The following is a 19,653-nucleotide window of genomic DNA, read 5'->3' as shown; positions in this document are numbered from 1 at the left end:
TCCATGAAAATTCTTATTACCGGTGGAGCCGGCTTTGTAGGCTCCTCATTAGCTATTGCTCTCAAAACCAATTATCCCACCTACGAGATTTTTTGTTTAGACAATCTCAAACGTAAAGGTTCAGAGCTAAATGTCAGCAGGCTTATGCAGCTCGGAATCAATTTTGTGCATGGTGATATCCGTAACAAAGAAGACTTTGATTCTCTCCCTAAAGTTGATAAAATCATTGAGGCATCGGCTGAGCCTTCCGTTTTGGCAGGATTAGACGGCACACCTGACTATCTCATTAATACCAATCTTTTTGGAACGGTCAATTGCCTCAACTATGCTCTCAAACACCGCGCTGATTTTATCTTTTTATCTACCAGCCGCGTGTATCCAATCAAAACCATCGAAACGCTCAATTTCGTAGAAACAGATACCCGCTTTGCCCTTACTGATGAGCAGCCTGTAACAGGTGTATCGTCCAAAGGCATCTCAGAAGCCTTTCCACTCGACGGCGCTCGCTCGCTCTACGGAACTACCAAACTCGCCTCAGAGCTGTTGATTCAAGAGTACAATGAGTTTTATGGCTTACGTACAGTAGTCAATCGCTGCGGAGTGATTACAGGCCCGTGGCAAATGGGCAAAGTAGATCAAGGCGTGATGGTACTCTGGATAGCTAAACACTACTGGGAGCAGCAATTGGGGTATTTTGGATACGGTGGCACTGGCAAACAAACCCGCGATATGCTTCATATTGCTGACCTATACCGCCTTATCGATTGGCAACTTCATAACCTAGACCAAGTAAACGGGGAGATTTTGAATGCAGGTGGAGGGGTGGAAAGCAGCACTTCTCTTCAAGAATTAACAAAAATCTGCCAAGAAGTAACTGGAAAAACGATTCCTATTAAGCAAGTCCCAGAAACTCGGACTGCTGATATTCGCCTTTACATTACCGACAATAGCAAAGTGACTCGCCTTACGGGTTGGTCGCCGCAGATTGGTGTTCGGCAAATTGTGGAGGATATTACGCTTTGGCTCGACCAAAACAATGCTGCTCTAGCACCTATATTGAAATAAATGTTATGAATTAAAGGGATATATCACCATTATGTTTTTATCATCCCCTTGATACCAACTCTTAAATCATCATTCCAATGCACATTCAAGTTCGGCACGCTACCAATCCTACGGATTTCAAAAGTTATGATACCCACCGTATCAGGGAAGAATTTTTGATGGAAAAGCTTTTCGTTCCTGACCAGTTTCACTTTGTATATTCACATTATGATCGCATGATCGTGGGAGGTATCAAACCCGTGGGCCAATTGCACAAACTCCCCGTTTATGAAGAACTGAAATCAGACTATTTCTTAGAACGACGCGAGCTAGGTATACTCAACGTAGGGGGGGACGGCTTTGTAATGGTAGGCGAAGAACTGTACACTCTCCAAAAGCGAGATTGTTTGTACATTGGAAAAGGCAACAAAACTGTTTCTTTCAAAAGCTTAGATGCAGAGTTTCCGGCAAAATTCATCCTTATCTCGACACCTGCCCATCGAAACGTGCCTACGGCCCTATTGAAAGCCGCTGATGCTATGCCTGTTGATATGGGAACACCCGAAAATGCCAACACCCGCACCATATATAAGTACATTCATGCCGACGGGCTCGAAAGCTGTCAGTTGGTAATGGGAATGACTGCCATGAAATATAGCAGCGTCTGGAACACCATGCCTCCCCACGTACACGATCGCCGTTCTGAAATTTATGTGTATTTTGACATGGATGAAGACCAGCGTATCTTCCATTTTATGGGAGCGCCAGAAGAGACACGTCATATCGTAGTTGCCAACGAACAAGCTATCATTTCGCCTCCTTGGTCGATTCACTCAGGTGCCGGAACTACCAGTTATTCGTTTTTGTGGGCCATGGCAGGAGAGAACTATAGTTTTACGGATATGGACTTCCTGACTATGAATGAATTAAAGTAATTTTTCAAAAAAACTGACTCTAATACTTGATTTTCTAAAAAAAAAGACACAGTTTAGATTTACAATCGTTGAAGGTGATCTTCACATTTTGAGATAGCGGTCTGATTTTGACAGGCCGCTATTTTTCCCTTTTTGATGTCACAAATACGGTTGCAAATCAATGTTTAACTAAAACTGTGCGTAATTATGAGACTGCAAATGCACGCAATCCACTTCGACGCAGATCCGAAACTGCTCGCTTTTATTCAGAAAAAACTTGAGAAACTTGAGACATTTTATGACCGAATAACCAGTGGGGAAGTATTTCTCCGATTAGATAAAAGTGAAAGTAGTAAAATCAAGAATAAAATTTTAGAAGTCAAAATCAAAGTTCCTAATGCGGAGTTGTTTGTAAAAGAAAACGCTACTTCATTTGAAGAAGCCACCGACTCGGCAGTAGAAGCATTGAAAATCCAACTCAAAAAATACAAAGCGAAACGCCAAGGCGTAGAAAATCAAACAATAAGGGGCGTCACCAATAATGGCGAGGTAGAAGAAGAGATTGAAATTGACGAAATCTAGAATAAACTACCACTAAAAAAGGCGAATACCTACAAGGTATTCGCCTTTTTTATGAAAAATATATCTAATCTTCCTTAAATTTGAGATAGATTCCCTCTCATCACCAAACACCTAGCTTCGTATGAAAAAATCGTTACTTTTCTTATCTCTTTTTTTACTACAATCTCTTTATCTATCAGCCCAAATTCAAAAAGCTCCAAATCGCGCAGAAGGCGATGGGCCGCACAATCGACTCATCATTAGAGGGGTCACTATCATCAATAGTACTGGCTCCCCCCCAATCGGGCCAATGGATATTTTAGTCGAAAAAAACCGCATCGTACAGATTCGCCAAGCGGGCTATCCGGGTGTGCCAGCTGATCCTAAAAATGGCATTAAAGCCAATGCCGGCGATAAAGAACTCAATTGCCAAGGCATGTACCTTATGCCCGGATTTGTAGATATGCACGGTCACATTGGCGGAGTACAGCAAGGAGCCAATGCCGAATATGTTTTTAAACTTTGGATGGCACACGGAGTGACTACCGTACGTGATCCAGCTTGCGGAAATGGCCTAGATTGGGTACTTGACCAAAAAGAAAAAAGTGCTAAAAACCTTATCACAGCGCCACGCATCAAAGCTTACACGGTATTTGGACAAGGAGCCAAAGATTTTATTAGCACTCCCGAACAAGCCCGCGAATGGGTACGACAAAACGCCCAAAAAGGTGCCGACGGAATCAAATTTTTTGGTGCAGAACCCAATGTATTTAAAGCAGCCCTCGAAGAAAACAAAAAACTGGGTCTAGGCTCAGCCGCTCACCACGCCCAAACAGAAGTAGGACGGATGAATGCCCTCGCTACTGCTCAAGCAGGACTGACGAGTATGGAACACTGGTATGGACTTCCTGAAGCACTTTTTGACGACAAAACCCTCCAAAATTACCCCACCGACTATAATTACAACAATGAGCAAAATCGCTTTGAGGAAGCTGGCAAATTGTGGAAACAAGCCGCCAAGCCTTATTCGGACAAGTGGAATCAGGTAATGAACGACATGATAAAACTTGATTTTACGATTGACCCCACTTTCAATATTTATGAAGCCAACCGCGAACTAATGCTAGCTCGCCGCGCCGAATGGCACGACGAATATACCCTGCCTTCGCTTTGGCGGTTTTATGGCCCAAGTCGTATTTCTCATGGCTCTTACTGGCACAATTGGGGCACGGAGCAAGAAGTAGCTTGGAAAGAAAACTATCGCCTTTGGATGAGTTTTATCAACGAATACAAAAATAGAGGAGGACGGGTGACGGCAGGTTCGGATTCAGGTTTTATTTATCAATTATACGGCTTTGCCTATATTCGTGAGCTAGAGCTTCTTCGCGAAGCGGGTTTTCATCCAATGGAAGTCATTCGCGCCGCTACGCTCAAAGGCGCCGAAGCCCTGGGAATGGACAAAGAAATTGGGTCAGTAGAAGTGGGTAAATTAGCTGATTTTGTGATTACCGAAGAAAACCCCCTTGCAAACCTTAAAGTTTTGTATGGTACAGGGGCTATTCGTCTCAACGACAAAAATGAAGTAGTAAGAGTAGGCGGGGTAAAATACACCGTTAAGGATGGTATCGTTTATGACGCCAAAAAGCTTTTGGCCGATGTACGTAAAATCGTAGCAGAAGCTAAAAAACAAGAAAACTTTGAAATCACCCAGCCAGGAATGCCTACTAAGACTGGAAAAGTATCTGGAAGCAATTAGAACGCCCAGAAGTTAGGAAGAATTCTTAACTTTGTAGCAACAACCAAGCACTCCGTTGTTAGCATAAAGCTCAGCAATGGAGTGCTTTCTTACAGAAACCGATTAACTCAAACCAATGCTAACCGAACGCGTCAAAGCCATATACCAAGAAATTGAGCAATTTGCTGTCACCAACAAAGAGCAATTAGAACAATACCGCCAACGATTTGTGGGTCGTAAAGGTGTAGTAGAAGCCCTTTTTGAAGGCCTCAAAGACATTCCAAAAGAAGATAGACGCGCGGTAGGGCAAGAATTAAACACCCTCAAAAATTTTGCTAATGACCGCTTTTTAGCTTTTCAAGCAGACTTTGAAGCCAACGACAATGGTAGCAGCGGTCCCGCTGTAGACCTTACGTTACCGATTGCGCCCAATCAACTCGGGAGCATTCATCCTCTCACTTTAGCGCGTGCCAAAATCATCGAAATTTTTGAGCGAATGGGCTTTAGCGTAGCCGACGGGCCAGAGATTGAATCCGATTGGTATAATTTCACGGCGCTTAATTTTCCCGAAAATCACCCTGCTCGCGAAATGCAGGACACCTTTTTTGTGGCCAAAAACGCCGAAGACCCCACTCAAGATATGCTCCTGCGTACTCACACATCCAATGTTCAAATACGGATGATGGAGCGCCAGAAGCCCCCTATCAGGGCCATAATGCCCGGTAGAGTATATCGCAATGAAGCTATCTCAGCTAGGGCTCACTGCTTTTTTCATCAAGTAGAAGGCCTTTATATTGACAAAAACGTAAGTTTCAAAGACCTGAAAGACACGCTTTATCATTTTTCTAAAGAGATGTTTGATAAAGACGTCAAAATCCGTCTTCGTCCTTCGTTCTTTCCTTTTACGGAGCCTAGTGCCGAAATTGATATTTGGTTGGGTACTGATACCGAAGAAACCTATCGCCTTTCCAAAGGTACCGGCTGGGTCGAAATCGCCGGTAGCGGCATGGTAGACCCCAATGTACTGGCCAACTGCGGCATTGACCCCGAAGAGTATACTGGCTTTGCCTTCGGAATGGGTATTGAGCGCATCGCTCAGTTGCGATATGGCGTACGTGATTTACGTCTTTATTCCGAAAATGATGTACGTTTCTTACGACAATTTGAGGGTGTTTAATAGCAACAATTAATGAGTACAGAAAACCTCAGTCACGAAGCTCATGCCAACTGGTACGAGAAAGTGTATGCTGGCACCGAGGCCCAGCAAAAAGCAATCTCTGATTGGAAAGCCCAGAAAATCAATCCGACGATTGGGTCATGGATGCACCAAAGACTCAATGAACTTGCTACTCCCCTGCTAGAACCCCACAAAAGCTGGCTTACGGTAGGAGATGGATATGGATTTGATGCTAATTTTTTTTACGAAAAAGGCCTCAATGTGACGGCTACGGATATTTCTGATACTTTTTTGCCTCTTTCCAAAGCGCACGGAATCATCGAAAATTATTCGGTAGAAAATGCCGAAAAATTAAGTTTTGAAGACAATTCTTTCGATTACGTATTTTGTAAAGAGGCATACCATCATTTTCCTCGACCTTATTTGGCTGTTTATGAGATGATTCGGGTAGCCCGCGAAGCCGTAGTGATTGTAGAGCCTCACGACCCTATCTCAAAAATGCCCCTTCTACTTGCTCTGCGCAATATATTCGACCGTTTTGATACTACCCTTTTGCAACGATACTGGAAAAACCGCTACTCGTTTGAAGAAGTTGGCAATTATGTATTTAAACTTTCAGAACGCGAAATGGACAAACTTGCCAATGGTATTGGCCTCCCAGGAGTTGCTTTTAAAGGGATAAACAACAATTACTTTTCTCCCAAAACCGTAGCCGAACCCGCTACGGATGCTTCAGTGGCCTTCCAGAAAATTAAGCGTAAACTCGCTTTTCATAATTTTTTATCTCGACTGAGCCTCATGCCTACTCACGTACTTTGTGCCGTGATATTCAAAAAACTCCCTTCGCCCGCTACCCGCCAGAAAATGGAAGAGGCAGGTTTTCAAGTACATGTCTTCCCTCCGAATCCTTATTTGAAGAAATAGCGTTAAAAACAATTCAATTTGTAGCGTTTAAAATCCTCCTCCTATCCATTGTTCATCATCAAAATCTCCTTCAATGTGTCCCGATTTAGAGACAAACAATGGACGAGCTTTGACAGGGTGTTCTGGTTTGACAGTCATGAAATTGCGGTATTGTTCATCTGAAATTACTTCCAATGTCAATGCTCTTTTCAAAACTACAAAAAAAGGAACCCTGAAAAAGTCTGCAATATCCATGGCCAAGGAGGGGGATATTTTGGTGATGCCCCGATGAAAAAAACTCTGAACTTCGCTCTCAGGAAGCAAGGCATCGAATATCAATTTTTCGGCTCTTTGGTATAATACATCTACCTTGGGATAAGCCATGTATAACCCCAAAGAAGCCACCAGAAGTGAAGTGTAATAGTATCTCTCATGCTCATCGGCACGAGCATTGATAAATACCCATCCTTTGTCTTGATAGAGCGCAGAAAAGCCCACAAATTCCGTTTCGAGCCGGTGCAATTGAGCCACTTTCACCGTTTCGGGATAAGATAACCTACGTCCTAACTGACGAATAATATCTTGCCCCGACGACACATCGGCTACTTCTCCCGCCGGTTCGAGTAGCCACTCTTCATTTAACAAAGCTTGGAAAAGCTCCTCTCCCTGGCGTTGAGCCGCGATTTGGCCTAGATGCAATAAAGTTCGGTTTTGTAATCGAAAATCAATTGCAAACTGATTGATAGGTTGTTTTTTCTTGCCCATTTTACCCTAAAAGCTTGAGTATAAGACAAAAGTAAATAAAAACTTCTAGTAAATATGCAGATATAAGTAAGATTTAAGGCAGCTCCCAAAACATGATTTGTGACAAAAATCTTCTACAAGCTTCCAATATGGCGAATAGCTTTGCAGGAACTACTATCTTTGCACTATTTCATTTTCTAATAGACCAATCATGACAGAACAACACAAAACCGTTCCTCTTCACAATTTACATCAAACTTTAGGGGCAAAGATGGTACCCTTTGCTGGATTTATGATGCCCGTACGCTATTCGTCTGATTTAGAAGAACATCACTGTGTTCGGAATGGAGTGGGGGTTTTTGATGTTTCGCACATGGGAGAATTTATTTTAAAAGGTCCCAAAGCACTTGACCTCATTCAGCGGGTATCGGCCAATGATGCCTCGGTGTTGGTAGACGGCAAAATTCAGTATAGCTATTTGCCCAACAATGAAGGAGGAGCCGTAGATGACTTATTGGTATATCGTATCGACGCTGAAGAGTATTTTTTGGTCGTCAACGCCTCGAATATAGAGAAAGATTGGAACTGGATTGAAAAACACAATACCGAAGGGGTACTGATGATTAATGCTTCTGACGACCTTTGCCTTTTTGCGGTACAAGGGCCTAAAGCCGCCGAAGCTTTGCAAAAGCTAACGCCTATCAACCTCTCGGAAATGGAATACTACACTTTCCAAAAAGGGAATTTCGCAGGATTGTCAGATATTATCATTTCTGCTACAGGCTACACTGGTGCGGGAGGTTTTGAGTTGTACATCCCCAAGCATCAAGCCCTTCATGTATGGCATCACATCTTCGAAGCAGGCAAACCTTTTGACATAAAACCTATCGGTCTTGGGGCGCGAGATACGCTACGTTTAGAAATGGGCTACTGCTTGTATGGCAACGACATAGATGATGTCACCTCTCCACTCGAAGCCGGTCTAGGGTGGGTTACGAAATTTACCAAAAACTTCACTAACTCTGAGGCTCTTCTCCAACAAAAACAAGCCGGTCTTCAACGCAAACTAGTAGGTTTTGAAATGATTGATAGGGGAATTCCTCGGAGCCACTATGAACTCTGTGATGCCGAAGGCAACACCATAGGCTATGTGACTTCTGGCACTCAGTCTCCTACCTTATCTAAGGGTATTGGCTTAGGATACGTACCTATTGGCTATAGCAAAGCAGGAAGTGAGATTTTCGTAAAGGTGCGCGACAAGCTGTTGAAGGCTCAAGTAGTAAAACTTCCTTTTGTGAAACCCACGGTTTAATCCCAAAATGAAATGATTTCACAAGCTAGTTCCTTCTAAAGGTTTTGTTTGTTTTTAAAAAGAAAATATGAAATCTATTGACGTTTGTCTTACCCCTGATTTATTACATCTTCACAAGATTGATAATAGTATTGTAGTTGTCACCGATATTTTTCGCGCCACGTCTTGCATGGTCACAGGCTTAGCTTATGGTGTAGGGAGCATTACGCCAGTAGCTACCGTCGAAGAATGCTACGCCCTCCAACAAAAAGGGTACATCGCCGCCGCCGAACGAAACGCCATGAAGGTAGAAGGATTTGACCTCGACAATTCCCCTTTTAGCTATATGGACGACCAACTGATCGGGGCTAATATCGCTATGACGACTACCAATGGTACACTTTCTATCACCAAAGCTAAATCCTCCGCGGTAAAAGTACTCATAGGTGCCTTTCTTAATCTAGGGGCAGTGGCCAATTATCTACAAGCACAGCCTTACGATATACTCGTGCTTTGTGCAGGCTGGAAAGGCCGTGTCAATTTAGAAGATACTTTGTTTGCGGGTGCTTTGGTCGAAGCCCTCAAAGAAGATTATATCATCGCCGAAGACAGTGCTTTGATGGCTATGAGAGCGTATCAACAAGCTCAAAATGATTTGATTGGCTATGTATCCAACTCCTCGCATGTGCGTCGATTACAACGGCTAGGCATTCAGAAAGACATCGCATATTGTCTTCAAAAAGATTTGTATGATGTAGTGCCCGTATTAAGAGGAAGTACTTTAGTCAATTTGTAACAACCGTACTTTTTAAACATAAGTCATCCTGAATTTAGATGATTCAAAAAACCTTCTGATGCTATTTGAGTAGATACAAACTCTCAAATGCAAACAGAAGGTTTTTTGCTTATCTATTCAATTGAGCTTATGTTTGACTTCTCCGAAGTCATTTGTTTTTTGTGGGACTTGTTAGCTACAAACATTGAGCCTCTCCGAGGCAAAATCCTGGCATGAAAGAATAGCTTCGCAGAAGCCTAACCTTTGTAGCATGAGATTTTCAGCCTCACACCAACGACTTCGGAGAAGTCAAACCTAAACCTTGTTAGCTACAAACTTTGAGCCTCCATCTAGCAACTTTTGTATGCTAGCTGGGAGATAACTCATGTTTGTTTACATTCGTTCTGGCACTCCAATACCCATGAGGTCAAGCGATTTTTTGATGGTATCTCCTACCGCTTTTGAGAGCAAAATTCTAAAATATTTTAGGGATTCATCAGGCTCATTCAGTACCGATACTTCAGCCCATAAGTGATTGTATAGTTTGGCCAATTCATAGACATACTGTGAAATCAAGGCTGGCGAATAATCACGCGCCGCATCGGCTACTTTGCTCGGAAAATCGGCCAAATGGAAAATAATCTCTTGTTCTATTTTTGCCAACGAAACCACCGAAGCAGCTTTTACAAGCTCAATATTTTGCTGGTCTGCTTTGCGCATCACCGACCGAATCCGCACATAGGTATATTGAATAAAAGGCCCAGTATGCCCCTGAAAATCAACCGATTCTTCTGGATTAAAGAGCATTCGCTTCTTTGGATCCACTTTCAATAAGAAATATTTTAAAGCTCCTAAAGCAAGCGTGTGATAAAGCTGTTGGGCTTCTTCGCTATTAAAATCTTCAATTTTGCCAAGCTCGCGGGTACGGGTTTCGGCGGTAGAGGCCATTTCTTGAATCAAATCATCAGCATCTACCACGGTACCCTCGCGAGATTTCATTTTACCAGTAGGCAAGTCTACCATTCCATAGCTTAGGTGATGACATCCTTCAGCATATGTACGCCCCAAACGCTTCAAAATCGCAAACAAAACTTGAAAATGATAGTCTTGTTCATTGCCCACCACCCAAATCGATTTGTCGTTGTGAAAGTCTTGGAATTTGAGGTCGGTAGTACCCAAATCCTGCGTCATGTACACCGAAGTGCCATCACCTCTTAGTACGAGTTTTTGGTCAAGGCCGTCCTCTGTCAAATCAATCCATACTGAATTGTCGTCTTTACGAAAGAAAACGCCCTTCTCTAACCCTTCTTCGACTACATCTTTACCCAACAAATAAGTATTTGATTCGTAGTAAGTTTTGTCGAAACTCACGCCTATTTTTTGATAGGTATCATTAAAACCAGCGTAGACCCATTCGTTCATCTGCTTCCAAAGTGCCACCGTCTCCGAATCTCCCTGCTCCCATTTACGCAGCAACTCTTGGGCTTCTACCATCCAAGGCGCTTTTTTCTCAGCCTCTTCTTTTGAAACGCCCTCAGCCACTAAAGCCTCAATCTGACGTTTATATTCTTTGTCAAACAATACATAGTACTTCCCAATCAAATGGTCGCCTTTGATTCCTGAGCTTTGGGGCGTCTCTCCTTCTCCTAGCTTTGCATAGGCCAACATCGACTTGCAGATATGAATCCCACGGTCGTTGACCAAGCAAGCTTTTACTACTTCATATCCACTGGCTTTTAGGATACGAGATACCGAATCTCCCAAGAAATTATTTCTTAAATGCCCTAAGTGAAGCGGCTTATTGGTATTTGGTGAAGAAAATTCAACCATTACCGACTTGCCATTGACCGGCCAAAAACCAAAATCAGCATCAAGCGCAAGTTCGTTGAGGGCTTTTACCCAAGCTTCGTCCGCAATACTCAAGTTCAAAAAACCTTGCACTACATTAAAACTACTTACAATACCCGATTTTTCAAGTAAATATTCCCCAATAGCATTCCCAATTTCGACAGGAGGTTTTCTTAAACTTTTGGTATAAGGGAAGGTTACAAATGTATAAAAACCCTCAAAGTCTTTTTTGGTGGGCTGAAGAGCTATCTGGTTTTCTTCAACGTTATAGATCTCCTTTAGAGCCTTTTGAATATGCTCCTGAATGATTGCTTCTAATTGCATGATAAATAAGTTAACTATCTAACTATGAGCCAGTAAAGAAAGAAAAAAAACAGAGTTTGCTGTTTTTTAATCAAAAAGATAAATCCTTCTTCAAGAAATTTGGCAAAAGTACTTCAATTTCGGGAAGCAATTCACAATTTAACAGTATTTTCGTAACTTCACATTCTTACTGGTAATAAAGAAGATTGGAGATTAAAAATGGTTACTTTTCTCTCAGAGTGAGCCCCGCTTAAAGTCAAAAAAGAGCAATCAACTGTGCGACAGCACTTAACAGTCAAGAAATGAAGCCTTCAAAATATTTAATCCTGATATGGGTAGGAATCCTAGCCTTCTCTTTTCGAGCCAATGCTCAACTTGAGCAATCCGTGCGTTTAGAATTTAAAGTAAATCAAAATGGAGACGAGTACTTCGACGTTACTCCTTTGGATAAGGGTGGAATTTTGGTCACACAACGGAAAGAAGAGTATTACGGCACCGAAAAATGGACATTCTATCGCTTCGACAACGCCCTCAAACAACAATGGACTACGGATTATAAAATTCCTTATGATTTGCACCCGCTCAAGACCTATCATAATCACCAGTATCTTTTTTGGCTTTTGCAGGAAACAGACAGCGAAAAAGTAAGCGTACTGCGGGTAGACTTGCAAAATGGAGAAATCGAAACCTTCAAAGGTGACCTACTCACCCGAGCCGATATTGTGCATTTCAAAGTCTTAGGCAACATGGCTTTTATTGGAGGCTATCACCATAGTAGACCTGTGGTAATGGCTTTTTCGTTTTTTGATAAAAGCATCAAAGCACTTCCCTATCTCTATAGCAGCAATACCGAAATCAGCAATATCGAACTCGACGAAAAACGCAATCAACTCAATGTATTGCTTTATACCATGAAACGGGGCAATTGTCAGTTTACTATCAAAACTTACTCTTATGAAGGTAAACTTCTCAAAACCACTACCATGCCTTTTGAAGACAACAATGGCTTGATTTCGGGTAAAATATTACCTCTCGATGAAGCTTCTTCGCTCATCGTCGGAAACTATGCTCAGGGTTGTACTCAATATTCGCAGGGGCTGTATTTTTCGCGCATCAAAGACTCCGAACCCGAAAAACTCCAATGGGTAGATTTTTCGAAACTCGAAAATTTTTTCAATTACCTCAAACCCAAGCGTAAGCAAAAAGTAGTAGAAAAAATCTCCAAGCGCAAAGAAGAAGGCAAAGAACCTAAATTTCGGTATCGCCTATTGGTGCATGATATTATGCAGAATGAAGACGAATTTGTCCTAGTTGCGGAGGTGTATTATCCTATTTACAAAAATGGCACCATCTACTATAGCAACATGCCGCGTAACAACAACCGTGAATTTGACGGCTTCAGATATACCCATGCCATAGTGTGTGGTTTCGACAAAAGCGGTAATCTTCTCTGGGACAATTGTTTTGCTCTCGAAAATGTCGAAAGCATCGAACTCTTACCGATGGTACAAGTTAGTCGCCAAGAAGGGTTGTTGGTTTTGGGTTATCCCAAAGACGGCAAAATCCATACCGAGGTAATCGATAAAAACAAAGTAATCCGTGAAAAAGAAGAATTTGAAATCAAAACCAGCGATGAAGGCGAACGCATCGTAGACAATGAGAAAGGACTTTTGGCCGCTTGGTACGATAGGTATTTTTTAGCCTATGGGTATCAAAAAATCGGTAGCGAAAAATGGATAGGAGCCCCAAGGGAGGTATTTTATATCAATAAACTTTCTTATGACCCTAGCGCTCCACGCCCCGATAAAGAAGACCTAAAAAAAGGGAAAGCTTCTGAAAATAAGTGACGACCACAAAAGGGGCTCTAAATCGCCGTCACTTTTTCATTAAAGGCCCTCACAGCCTGTGCTAATTCGGGAAGAAGGTCGGGATTTTTTTCGATACCATTCCCCACTACAATCACATCAGCACCTGCTTCTAAAGCAGCTTGGGCTTTTGCTACCGAATTGATACCGCCCCCTACAATGATTGGCGTATCTACCGATTTACGTACTGCCGCAATCATCTCTGGCGAAACGGGGTTTTGGGCGCCACTGCCGGCATCCAAATACATCAATTGCAATCCCAACAGCTCTCCGGCCATTGCGGTGCAAGCTGCTACCGACGGCTTGTCATGTGGAATAGGAGTGGTATTGCTAATATAAGAAACAGTAGTAGATCGGCCACTTTCGACCAACATATAGCCCGTAGGCAGAACTTCTAAGTTGCTACGCTTGAGCAAAGGTGCTGCCACCACGTGCTGCCCAATAAGCAAGTCGGGATTGCGGCCAGAAATAAGCGACAAAAACAAAATAGCATCTGCCGAAGGCTCTATATGCAGGCTGTTTCCGGGAAAAAGAATAGCGGGAATATGGGTATGTTTGTGAATAGCCGCAATGATCTCATCGGCGGCATACCGTGTGATGAGACTGCCCCCAACAAAAAAGAAATCTACTCCGTACCTAACACTCTCCGCCAACATAAACGGAAACGAAGAAAGCTCCACCTTATCAGGGTCGAGCAATACGGCGAATGATTTTCGCCCTTGTTGGAAATTATTTCTAAGTTTCGTGCGTATTTTTGACTTCATCCCTATTTTGCTGTGCGGCCAAAAAATCAATTAATTTTTGCCGAGCCACTCCCAATGCCCACGTTAAGGCATAAGAGGTTACGGCCTTTGTAAGCCACGATGCTTTGTGTTCACGATGCTCAATCACCACGGGGGCTCTATTGATTTCGCTAGCGCGAGGCTCGGGTTCTTCATCTGGCAATACTGCTTCTAATAGCAAATATACTGCCGAAATAATTCCCCCAATGACTAATGCCTGCTGCCCAATGTGGCTGGCGTTGGCTTTTATATCTTCAAATTTTTCTTCCAGCAATTGACGATAGCCTTCAGAAGTGTCCTTCAGTTCGATTTTACGACCGTTGGTATCTCCAAAGGGTTCCTCAAAAGTTAGTATATTTTTGGGAAGGTTGGCCATAAATTCTCTTTGTTATGGTAATTTGGAAGATTTTTGCTCACGTTTTAAGGATATTTTCTCAAAATCAAACAAAATCTCTTTAAAATCGCGACTCAAATTGGTTTCAAAAATGCTAAAAACCTGCCATAAGCCCAAAACAGAATCTAATTTTTCAAGAAATTGTAATACAAACACGTCTAAGCGTGTACCTTTGTAGATTAGTAGATAGAACCTAACCAAGCCGTAAGTTCATAGTAGCTTTGTCTATTTAAGTACTTACACCCCCATATACAATTAGAGTCTGACTCTATATCATTCAATAAAAATTTTACTTACAACCAATGCCACTCGACCAAGAATTTGAAAAAGAATCAGCCAACGGTGATGAAATGACCTTCATAGAGCACCTCGAAGAACTTCGTTGGCACGTTATTAGAGCTGTGGGCGCCATTCTTATTTTCACCATTGTTGCTTTCATCTACATTGAAGAGATTTACAATAAAATCATTTTAGCTCCTTCTAAGGGGGATTTCTGGACCTATCGAATGCTGTGTAAATTAGCCGATTTTACGGGAGCAGAAGGGCTTTGTATTCAGAAATTAGATTTTGAGCTGCAAAGTCGCGAAATGGCCGGTCAGTTTACCATGGCCTTGCTTTCTTCAGTAATACTGGGTTTGTTGTTTGCTTTTCCATATTCATTTTGGGAAGTATGGCGTTTTATCAAACCCGGCCTCAAATCGTCAGAACGCAAAGCCGCCCGAGGTGCCGTTTTTTATGTAACATTCTTGTTTTTATCGGGCGTCCTGTTTGGTTATTATATTGTAGCACCTCTCGCTATCAACTTTTTAGCTAATTTCCAACTTGACCCGAGCATCAAAAACCAATTTGATATTACCTCTTATATTGGTTTGATTTCCATTCTCACATTGGCTTGCGGTCTCACTTTCCAATTGCCCGTAGTAGCGTTTGTTTTATCCCGAATTGGCTTCCTCAATCCACGCTTCATGCGCGAATATCGTCGTCATGCTTTCGTCGTGATTTTGATTTTGGCAGCGGTGATTACTCCTTCTCCTGATGTACTCAGTCAGGTATTGGTGGCGATGCCTCTTACTTTACTTTATGAAGTAAGTATCTGGGTATCAGGATGGGTAGAACGCAACAAAAAGGAAGAAGCCGAAATAGAAGCCAAAGAAGAAGAAGAAGCCGGAGCAAGAGGAGATACCTCTTGGAATCCCGAATCTGATATGTAAACCTGATGATTCAATTTATCGACATATGCAAATCCTTTGATGGGCGCATGGTGCTAGAGAATGTCTCTAGCGCTTTTAAGCCCGGTGATACAAGCTTGATTATCGGCGGTAGTGGGACGGGCAAAAGTGTCCTGCTAAAATGTCTTATTGGGCTCGTAAAACCCGACAAAGGGCAGGTGCTATACAATGGCCGTGATTTTTGGAACAGCGAAGAAGAAGTGCGTAAGCAGATTCGCCGCGAAATGGGAGTGTTGTTTCAAGGAGGGGCTTTGTTTGACTCCAAAACCGTAGCTCAAAACGTACGCTTTCCGCTCGAAATGCTCACCGATATGAGCGAAAGCGAAAAAGACGACCGAGTCATGTTTTGTTTGGCGCGGGTAGGACTCGAACAAGCCGCCAATCGAATGCCTTCAGAAATCAGCGGTGGGATGAAAAAACGGGTGGGGATTGCACGAGCTATCGTGATGAATCCCAAGTATTTGTTTTGTGATGAACCCAACTCTGGCCTTGACCCTCTTACTTCTATCAAAATCGACGAGCTCATCAAAGAAATCACTGACGAATATAATATTACGACGGTGGTGATTACGCATGATATGAACTCAGTGCTCGAAATCGGAGAAAAAATCATTTTTCTTTACAAAGGTCATAAACTTTGGGAAGGCGATAATCAAACCATCACCAAATCGAAAGTAGCCGAGCTCAATGAGTTTATTTTTGCCAACAAACTTCTAAGAGAACTAGAAAAATAGTCTCACGATTTTGACTTGAAATAACGGCGATAAATCGGTTTGCGATAGGCAAATTGCACCCACAATAGAGGATAAAACAAATAATCGGTGAGCACACTAGGCGTACGGTATTCGATTTCGTCGGCAATGATAGCCGAAGAAGTGGTTTGTTGAATGATACGGTGGCGGTGGCGCCAATACCTCAAAAAAAAGGGTAGTTTTGTACCCTCATCTACAAAATAGATTTCGTCGGTGCTTGCTTGTTGCTCCACAATGAGGCTAGTCCAAAGCTGGCGAAAAAACAAAAAATTGAGTTCAAGCTCTACAACATCTCCCTTTTTACATCCATCAAAACGCACCACGCGTACTGGCGGAAAAGGAGGGCTTAGTTTTCGAAAAAGGGCTTCGTCAAAACCTTCCCATACTTGCTGATAAGATTGTGACACTGATGTACGTAGATGGAGCTTCATACGTTTTTAACTTCCCGCACTCAAAAAAGTTTTCTACTTTGCACACAAATTCAAATTGTTTGTACATAAAAATGGTAACTATCTACGGCATCCCCAATTGTGATACTATCAAAAAAACGCTCACCGCGCTCAAAGAAAACCACATCAATTATACTTTCCACGATTATAAAAAAGAAGGTATCTCTCGCCAAAAACTAGCAGAGTGGCTCACCCAACAGCCCCAAAAAATCCTTATCAATCGTGCGGGCACTACTTGGAAAAAACTCACCGACGATCAAAAAAACTCGCTTCAAAACTCAGAAGATATCATTACTTTAATGCAAGAAAATACTTCCCTTATTAAACGCCCCATTATTGAAAAAGAAGGTAAAATCATAGTGGTAGGTTGGAAGCCTGAATATATTCATCAGCTTTAAAACTTCCTTTTTATCAATGAAGCTACTGACTGTTTTTGGGACGCGGCCGGAGGCCATTAAAATGGCTATTTTGGTGCAAAAATTACAACAAAACCCTTACTTTGAGCATAAACTGTGTGTGACGGGTCAGCATCGCCAAATGCTCGACCAAGTATTGGCTTTGTTTGAAATCACGCCTGATTTTGACCTCAATATCATGCAGGCGGGGCAAGACCTTACCGATATTACTTGTCGAATCTTGGCAGGATTGAGAGAGCTATTTCAAAGTTACCGTCCCGACTTAGTGCTAGTACATGGCGATACTACTACCTGCATGGCTACTTCGTTGGCAGCTTTTTATGCAGGTATCAAAATAGGGCACGTAGAAGCGGGATTGCGCACGGGCAATTTACTTTCGCCTTTTCCTGAAGAAGCCAACCGACTCATCACCGACCGTTTGGCCAACTACTTTTTTGCACCTACTACGCGCAATGTTCAGGCTTTGATAGAAGAAAAAATTGTACCGACGGCTATCGTCAAAACAGGTAATACGGTCATTGATGCTTTGCTGTACGTAAGCAATAGAGTAAGCCATTTTTCTCCTCAGATTCCAAAAAAAATCCAAGCGATTTTTGACAATAACAAAAAAATCTTGCTAGTAACGGGGCATCGACGCGAAAATTTTGGAGATGGTTTTATTCAAATTTGTGATGCTTTATCTACACTTGCTCACCGCTATCCCACCCTCGAAATTGTTTATCCCGTACATCTCAACCCCAATGTTCAAACGCCTGTTTATGAGCGGCTGGGTCATTTACCCAATATTCATTTACCAGCACCGATGGATTATGCTGATTTTGTATATGCTATGAAAAAAAGCTGGGTGATTCTGACTGATTCGGGAGGAGTGCAAGAAGAAGCTCCTAGTTTGGGAAAGCCTGTCCTCGTGATGCGCGATACGACAGAGCGCCCCGAAGCCATTCAGGCAGGTACAGTAAAACTAGTAGGTGCACACAAACAAACAATCGTAGAAGCCGTGAGTCAGCTTTGGGAGCGTCCTGAGGTATATCGTCAGATGTCAGAAGCTACCAATCCTTATGGGGATGGCTTGGCAAGCAATCGTATCATTGATTTTTTACAAACACTTTGAGTCAGTTTTTTGGTAACACCACTACGCCTGTTTGCTCGTAGTTTTGAAGCCATTCTTTTTTAGGACTCTGAATTGTCAGGTAAAAATCATAAAATGGTTTCATGTCTTTTACATAATCTCCCGTCACATTCACAGTCCCACCAAAAACAACCGCCTTGCGACCATAGTCAAACCCCACAAGCACAAGAGGCACTTGTGCTTTGAGGGCCATGTAGTAAAAGCCCGTTTTGAGCCTAGAAGTATTGCTGCGAGTGCCTTCAGGAGCAATAGCAATATGAATGGTATCGTTTTGGTGGAAAGTCTCCGCTACTGCTTCTACCAAATTATTAGACTTTTCGCGATACACAGGATAGCCCCCCAATGCTCTAAAAAACCAACCTGAATACCATTTAAAGAGGGTACTTTTGGCTAAGAACCCCATTTTTACTTTAATGGTTGCGCGGGCACCTATCCCAATAAAAAAATCACCGCTATTCCAATGAGGACAGACTGTCCATATTGCTTTTTTAAGGTGTCTGGGGGGAGTTCCAATGATAGTCCATCCAAACAAGCGGTACAAAAATGCAAAAAGCCAATTCATAAATTGCCAAATGTTAAGTTCGCCAAATTTAGAAACTACTTTTGATTCGACAACTACTTTGGGCTTATTTGTACTTTAGCAAGGTATTGTTTTGCGAAGCAAAGAAAATGATTTAGGAGTGGCCTACATACAAACCAAATTCGTTTTCTTTTTGTATTCGGTAGGCGTTTGTTCGGTGATTTTTTTAAATGCTTCAAAAAAATCCATTTTAGAATCATATCCTACTTTTCGTGCAAGTTCACTCATTTTTAGATTGCGGTATTCGGGACTTACGAGCATGCGTTTGGCTTCTTGGATGCGATAGGTTGCTATCAAATCCATAAAACTTTGTTCGAGATTTTCATTAATCACCTGTGCTAATTGACATGCCGAAACCCCCAAGCGAGAAGCAAGATAATCAATAGAAACGGAGGTATTGAGATAGGGTTTTTCCTGATTCATCAACCTAAAAAGCCTATTAAGCAAATCTACTCCATAACGCTGGCGGGCGGTTTGGCGAAAGATAATACGTCTCAAAAACGTAATAAAAGCATTGTTAGGAATCCGCGACAGAAGCCGTTGGGTAGCGTTTCTCCATCTTCCTAAATCTTTCAATACAACTGGTCGTTTCATCTTTTCAGGCTGGGTAGTTAGCTATAAGATGATAAAAAACCTCCCCACGTTGCATCAATTACTTATTTATTTTTTTGCCTATAGTTATCTGTTTTACGAGATTTTGAAGATTTTCTAGAAACGCTACAATATTTTTTAAACTTAAAAGGGCTGTTAATAGGAGACTTT

General features: G+C 42.2%; 20 protein-coding genes. 13 read left to right on the top strand and 7 right to left on the bottom strand.

The genetic code is table 11. The features are described 5' to 3' along the window. Positions 1 to 3 precede the first annotated feature (3 nt). From G563_RS0123170 to G563_RS0123145, 6 genes are all read left to right on the top strand, one after another. Positions 4 to 1,065, top strand: a complete 1,062-nt coding sequence (locus G563_RS0123170) for an NAD-dependent epimerase/dehydratase family protein (protein ID WP_028667422.1) — start codon at positions 4 to 6, stop codon at positions 1,063 to 1,065. Positions 1,066 to 1,142: 77 nt separating this feature from the next. Next, the gene (gene kduI, locus G563_RS0123165; protein WP_084650955.1) at positions 1,143 to 1,979 is read left to right on the top strand and encodes a 5-dehydro-4-deoxy-D-glucuronate isomerase; all 837 of its coding nucleotides are present in this window, start codon (positions 1,143 to 1,145) and stop codon (positions 1,977 to 1,979) included. 186 nt (positions 1,980 to 2,165) lie between these two features. Then, a complete protein-coding gene (gene hpf / locus G563_RS0123160; RefSeq protein WP_028667420.1) occupies positions 2,166 to 2,540 on the top strand; it encodes a ribosome hibernation-promoting factor, HPF/YfiA family in 375 nt (124 codons plus the stop codon). Between the two features lie 121 nt (positions 2,541 to 2,661). Continuing rightward, a complete protein-coding gene (locus tag G563_RS0123155; protein ID WP_028667419.1) occupies positions 2,662 to 4,275 on the top strand; it encodes an amidohydrolase family protein in 1,614 nt (537 codons plus the stop codon). Positions 4,276 to 4,390: 115 nt separating this feature from the next. Then, positions 4,391 to 5,431, top strand: a complete 1,041-nt coding sequence (gene pheS / locus G563_RS0123150) for a phenylalanine--tRNA ligase subunit alpha (protein ID WP_028667418.1) — start codon at positions 4,391 to 4,393, stop codon at positions 5,429 to 5,431. A 12-nt stretch (positions 5,432 to 5,443) separates the two neighbouring features. Then, on the top strand, positions 5,444 to 6,355 hold the full coding sequence (locus tag G563_RS0123145) for a class I SAM-dependent methyltransferase (protein WP_028667417.1): 912 nt from the start codon (positions 5,444 to 5,446) through the stop codon (positions 6,353 to 6,355). 27 nt (positions 6,356 to 6,382) lie between these two features. Here the strand turns inward: G563_RS0123145 and G563_RS0123140 are convergent, their stop codons facing one another. Continuing rightward, positions 6,383 to 7,099 (bottom strand): hypothetical protein, encoded by a 717-nt coding sequence (locus G563_RS0123140; protein WP_028667416.1) that lies wholly within the window; start codon positions 7,097 to 7,099, stop codon positions 6,383 to 6,385. 190 nt (positions 7,100 to 7,289) lie between these two features. Between G563_RS0123140 and gcvT the strand changes: the two genes are divergently transcribed. After that, positions 7,290 to 8,390, top strand: a complete 1,101-nt coding sequence (gene gcvT, locus G563_RS0123135) for a glycine cleavage system aminomethyltransferase GcvT (protein WP_028667415.1) — start codon at positions 7,290 to 7,292, stop codon at positions 8,388 to 8,390. A 67-nt stretch (positions 8,391 to 8,457) separates the two neighbouring features. Further along, the gene (locus G563_RS0123130) at positions 8,458 to 9,165 is read left to right on the top strand and encodes a 2-phosphosulfolactate phosphatase (RefSeq protein WP_028667414.1); all 708 of its coding nucleotides are present in this window, start codon (positions 8,458 to 8,460) and stop codon (positions 9,163 to 9,165) included. A gap of 372 nt (positions 9,166 to 9,537) precedes the next feature. On the opposite strand, the gene argS is transcribed toward G563_RS0123130, so the two are convergent. Further along, positions 9,538 to 11,316, bottom strand: a complete 1,779-nt coding sequence (gene argS, locus G563_RS0123120; protein WP_028667413.1) for an arginine--tRNA ligase — start codon at positions 11,314 to 11,316, stop codon at positions 9,538 to 9,540. Positions 11,317 to 11,597: 281 nt separating this feature from the next. Here argS and G563_RS0123115 point away from each other — a divergent pair, with 281 nt between their 5' ends. Further along, positions 11,598 to 13,142: a hypothetical protein gene (locus tag G563_RS0123115; protein ID WP_028667412.1), complete on the top strand. Its 1,545-nt coding sequence runs from the start codon at positions 11,598 to 11,600 to the stop codon at positions 13,140 to 13,142. A 17-nt stretch (positions 13,143 to 13,159) separates the two neighbouring features. Here G563_RS0123115 and G563_RS0123110 read toward each other — a convergent pair whose 3' ends face one another. Together G563_RS0123110 and G563_RS0123105 are read right to left on the bottom strand one after the other, a co-directional pair. Beyond that, positions 13,160 to 13,924: a phosphoglycerol geranylgeranyltransferase gene (locus G563_RS0123110; RefSeq protein ID WP_028667411.1), complete on the bottom strand. Its 765-nt coding sequence runs from the start codon at positions 13,922 to 13,924 to the stop codon at positions 13,160 to 13,162. Then, the gene (locus tag G563_RS0123105) at positions 13,896 to 14,318 is read right to left on the bottom strand and encodes a hypothetical protein (protein WP_028667410.1); all 423 of its coding nucleotides are present in this window, start codon (positions 14,316 to 14,318) and stop codon (positions 13,896 to 13,898) included. Before G563_RS0123105 ends, G563_RS0123110 begins: the two co-directional genes overlap by 29 nt. 320 nt (positions 14,319 to 14,638) lie before the next feature. On the opposite strand from G563_RS0123105, the gene tatC reads away from it, so the two are divergent. Together tatC and G563_RS0123090 are read left to right on the top strand one after the other, a co-directional pair. Continuing rightward, positions 14,639 to 15,547 (top strand): twin-arginine translocase subunit TatC, encoded by a 909-nt coding sequence (tatC, locus tag G563_RS0123095; protein ID WP_028667409.1) that lies wholly within the window; start codon positions 14,639 to 14,641, stop codon positions 15,545 to 15,547. Between the two features lie 5 nt (positions 15,548 to 15,552). Then, positions 15,553 to 16,299: an ABC transporter ATP-binding protein gene (locus tag G563_RS0123090; RefSeq protein WP_028667408.1), complete on the top strand. Its 747-nt coding sequence runs from the start codon at positions 15,553 to 15,555 to the stop codon at positions 16,297 to 16,299. Positions 16,300 to 16,301: 2 nt separating this feature from the next. Here G563_RS0123090 and G563_RS0123085 read toward each other — a convergent pair whose 3' ends face one another. Beyond that, positions 16,302 to 16,748: an SRPBCC family protein gene (locus G563_RS0123085; protein WP_028667407.1), complete on the bottom strand. Its 447-nt coding sequence runs from the start codon at positions 16,746 to 16,748 to the stop codon at positions 16,302 to 16,304. Between the two features lie 71 nt (positions 16,749 to 16,819). Here G563_RS0123085 and G563_RS0123080 point away from each other — a divergent pair, with 71 nt between their 5' ends. Continuing rightward, positions 16,820 to 17,164, top strand: coding sequence for a Spx/MgsR family RNA polymerase-binding regulatory protein (locus tag G563_RS0123080; RefSeq protein WP_028667406.1), 345 nt, complete (start codon positions 16,820 to 16,822; stop codon positions 17,162 to 17,164). 16 nt (positions 17,165 to 17,180) lie between these two features. After that, positions 17,181 to 18,293: a non-hydrolyzing UDP-N-acetylglucosamine 2-epimerase gene (gene wecB, locus G563_RS0123075; protein ID WP_037327947.1), complete on the top strand. Its 1,113-nt coding sequence runs from the start codon at positions 17,181 to 17,183 to the stop codon at positions 18,291 to 18,293. A gap of 1 nt (position 18,294) precedes the next feature. On the opposite strand, the gene G563_RS0123070 is transcribed toward wecB, so the two are convergent. Both G563_RS0123070 and G563_RS0123065 read right to left on the bottom strand, forming a co-directional pair. Further along, positions 18,295 to 18,873 carry a 1-acyl-sn-glycerol-3-phosphate acyltransferase gene (locus G563_RS0123070; protein WP_028667404.1) on the bottom strand — a complete coding sequence of 193 codons (579 nt, stop codon included), beginning with the start codon at positions 18,871 to 18,873 and terminating at the stop codon, positions 18,295 to 18,297. 123 nt (positions 18,874 to 18,996) lie between these two features. Then, a complete protein-coding gene (locus tag G563_RS0123065) occupies positions 18,997 to 19,485 on the bottom strand; it encodes a helix-turn-helix domain-containing protein (protein ID WP_028667403.1) in 489 nt (162 codons plus the stop codon). Positions 19,486 to 19,653 lie beyond the last annotated feature (168 nt).

It is taken from the genome of Runella zeae DSM 19591 (assembly GCF_000423565.1).
Lineage (GTDB): Bacteria > Bacteroidota > Bacteroidia > Cytophagales > Spirosomataceae > Runella > Runella zeae.
The sequence above is the reverse complement of the archived record's forward strand: the minus strand, read 5'-3'. Positions and strand labels throughout refer to the sequence as shown.

Bases quoted from the DNA above. Each gene is read 5' to 3' on its own strand.
- G563_RS0123170 (WP_028667422.1), top strand. From the start codon at position 4: ATGAAAATTCTTATTACCGGTGGAGCCGGCTTTGTAGGCTCCTCATTA.
- kduI (WP_084650955.1), top strand. From the start codon at position 1,143: ATGCACATTCAAGTTCGGCACGCTACCAATCCTACGGATTTCAAAAGT.
- hpf (WP_028667420.1), top strand. From the start codon at position 2,166: ATGAGACTGCAAATGCACGCAATCCACTTCGACGCAGATCCGAAACTG.
- G563_RS0123155 (WP_028667419.1), top strand. From the start codon at position 2,662: ATGAAAAAATCGTTACTTTTCTTATCTCTTTTTTTACTACAATCTCTT.
- pheS (WP_028667418.1), top strand. From the start codon at position 4,391: ATGCTAACCGAACGCGTCAAAGCCATATACCAAGAAATTGAGCAATTT.
- G563_RS0123145 (WP_028667417.1), top strand. From the start codon at position 5,444: ATGAGTACAGAAAACCTCAGTCACGAAGCTCATGCCAACTGGTACGAG.
- G563_RS0123140 (WP_028667416.1), bottom strand. From the start codon at position 7,099: ATGGGCAAGAAAAAACAACCTATCAATCAGTTTGCAATTGATTTTCGA.
- gcvT (WP_028667415.1), top strand. From the start codon at position 7,290: ATGACAGAACAACACAAAACCGTTCCTCTTCACAATTTACATCAAACT.
- G563_RS0123130 (WP_028667414.1), top strand. From the start codon at position 8,458: ATGAAATCTATTGACGTTTGTCTTACCCCTGATTTATTACATCTTCAC.
- argS (WP_028667413.1), bottom strand. From the start codon at position 11,316: ATGCAATTAGAAGCAATCATTCAGGAGCATATTCAAAAGGCTCTAAAG.
- G563_RS0123115 (WP_028667412.1), top strand. From the start codon at position 11,598: ATGAAGCCTTCAAAATATTTAATCCTGATATGGGTAGGAATCCTAGCC.
- G563_RS0123110 (WP_028667411.1), bottom strand. From the start codon at position 13,924: ATGAAGTCAAAAATACGCACGAAACTTAGAAATAATTTCCAACAAGGG.
- G563_RS0123105 (WP_028667410.1), bottom strand. From the start codon at position 14,318: ATGGCCAACCTTCCCAAAAATATACTAACTTTTGAGGAACCCTTTGGA.
- tatC (WP_028667409.1), top strand. From the start codon at position 14,639: ATGCCACTCGACCAAGAATTTGAAAAAGAATCAGCCAACGGTGATGAA.
- G563_RS0123090 (WP_028667408.1), top strand. From the start codon at position 15,553: ATGATTCAATTTATCGACATATGCAAATCCTTTGATGGGCGCATGGTG.
- G563_RS0123085 (WP_028667407.1), bottom strand. From the start codon at position 16,748: ATGAAGCTCCATCTACGTACATCAGTGTCACAATCTTATCAGCAAGTA.
- G563_RS0123080 (WP_028667406.1), top strand. From the start codon at position 16,820: ATGGTAACTATCTACGGCATCCCCAATTGTGATACTATCAAAAAAACG.
- wecB (WP_037327947.1), top strand. From the start codon at position 17,181: ATGAAGCTACTGACTGTTTTTGGGACGCGGCCGGAGGCCATTAAAATG.
- G563_RS0123070 (WP_028667404.1), bottom strand. From the start codon at position 18,873: ATGAATTGGCTTTTTGCATTTTTGTACCGCTTGTTTGGATGGACTATC.
- G563_RS0123065 (WP_028667403.1), bottom strand. From the start codon at position 19,485: ATGAAACGACCAGTTGTATTGAAAGATTTAGGAAGATGGAGAAACGCT.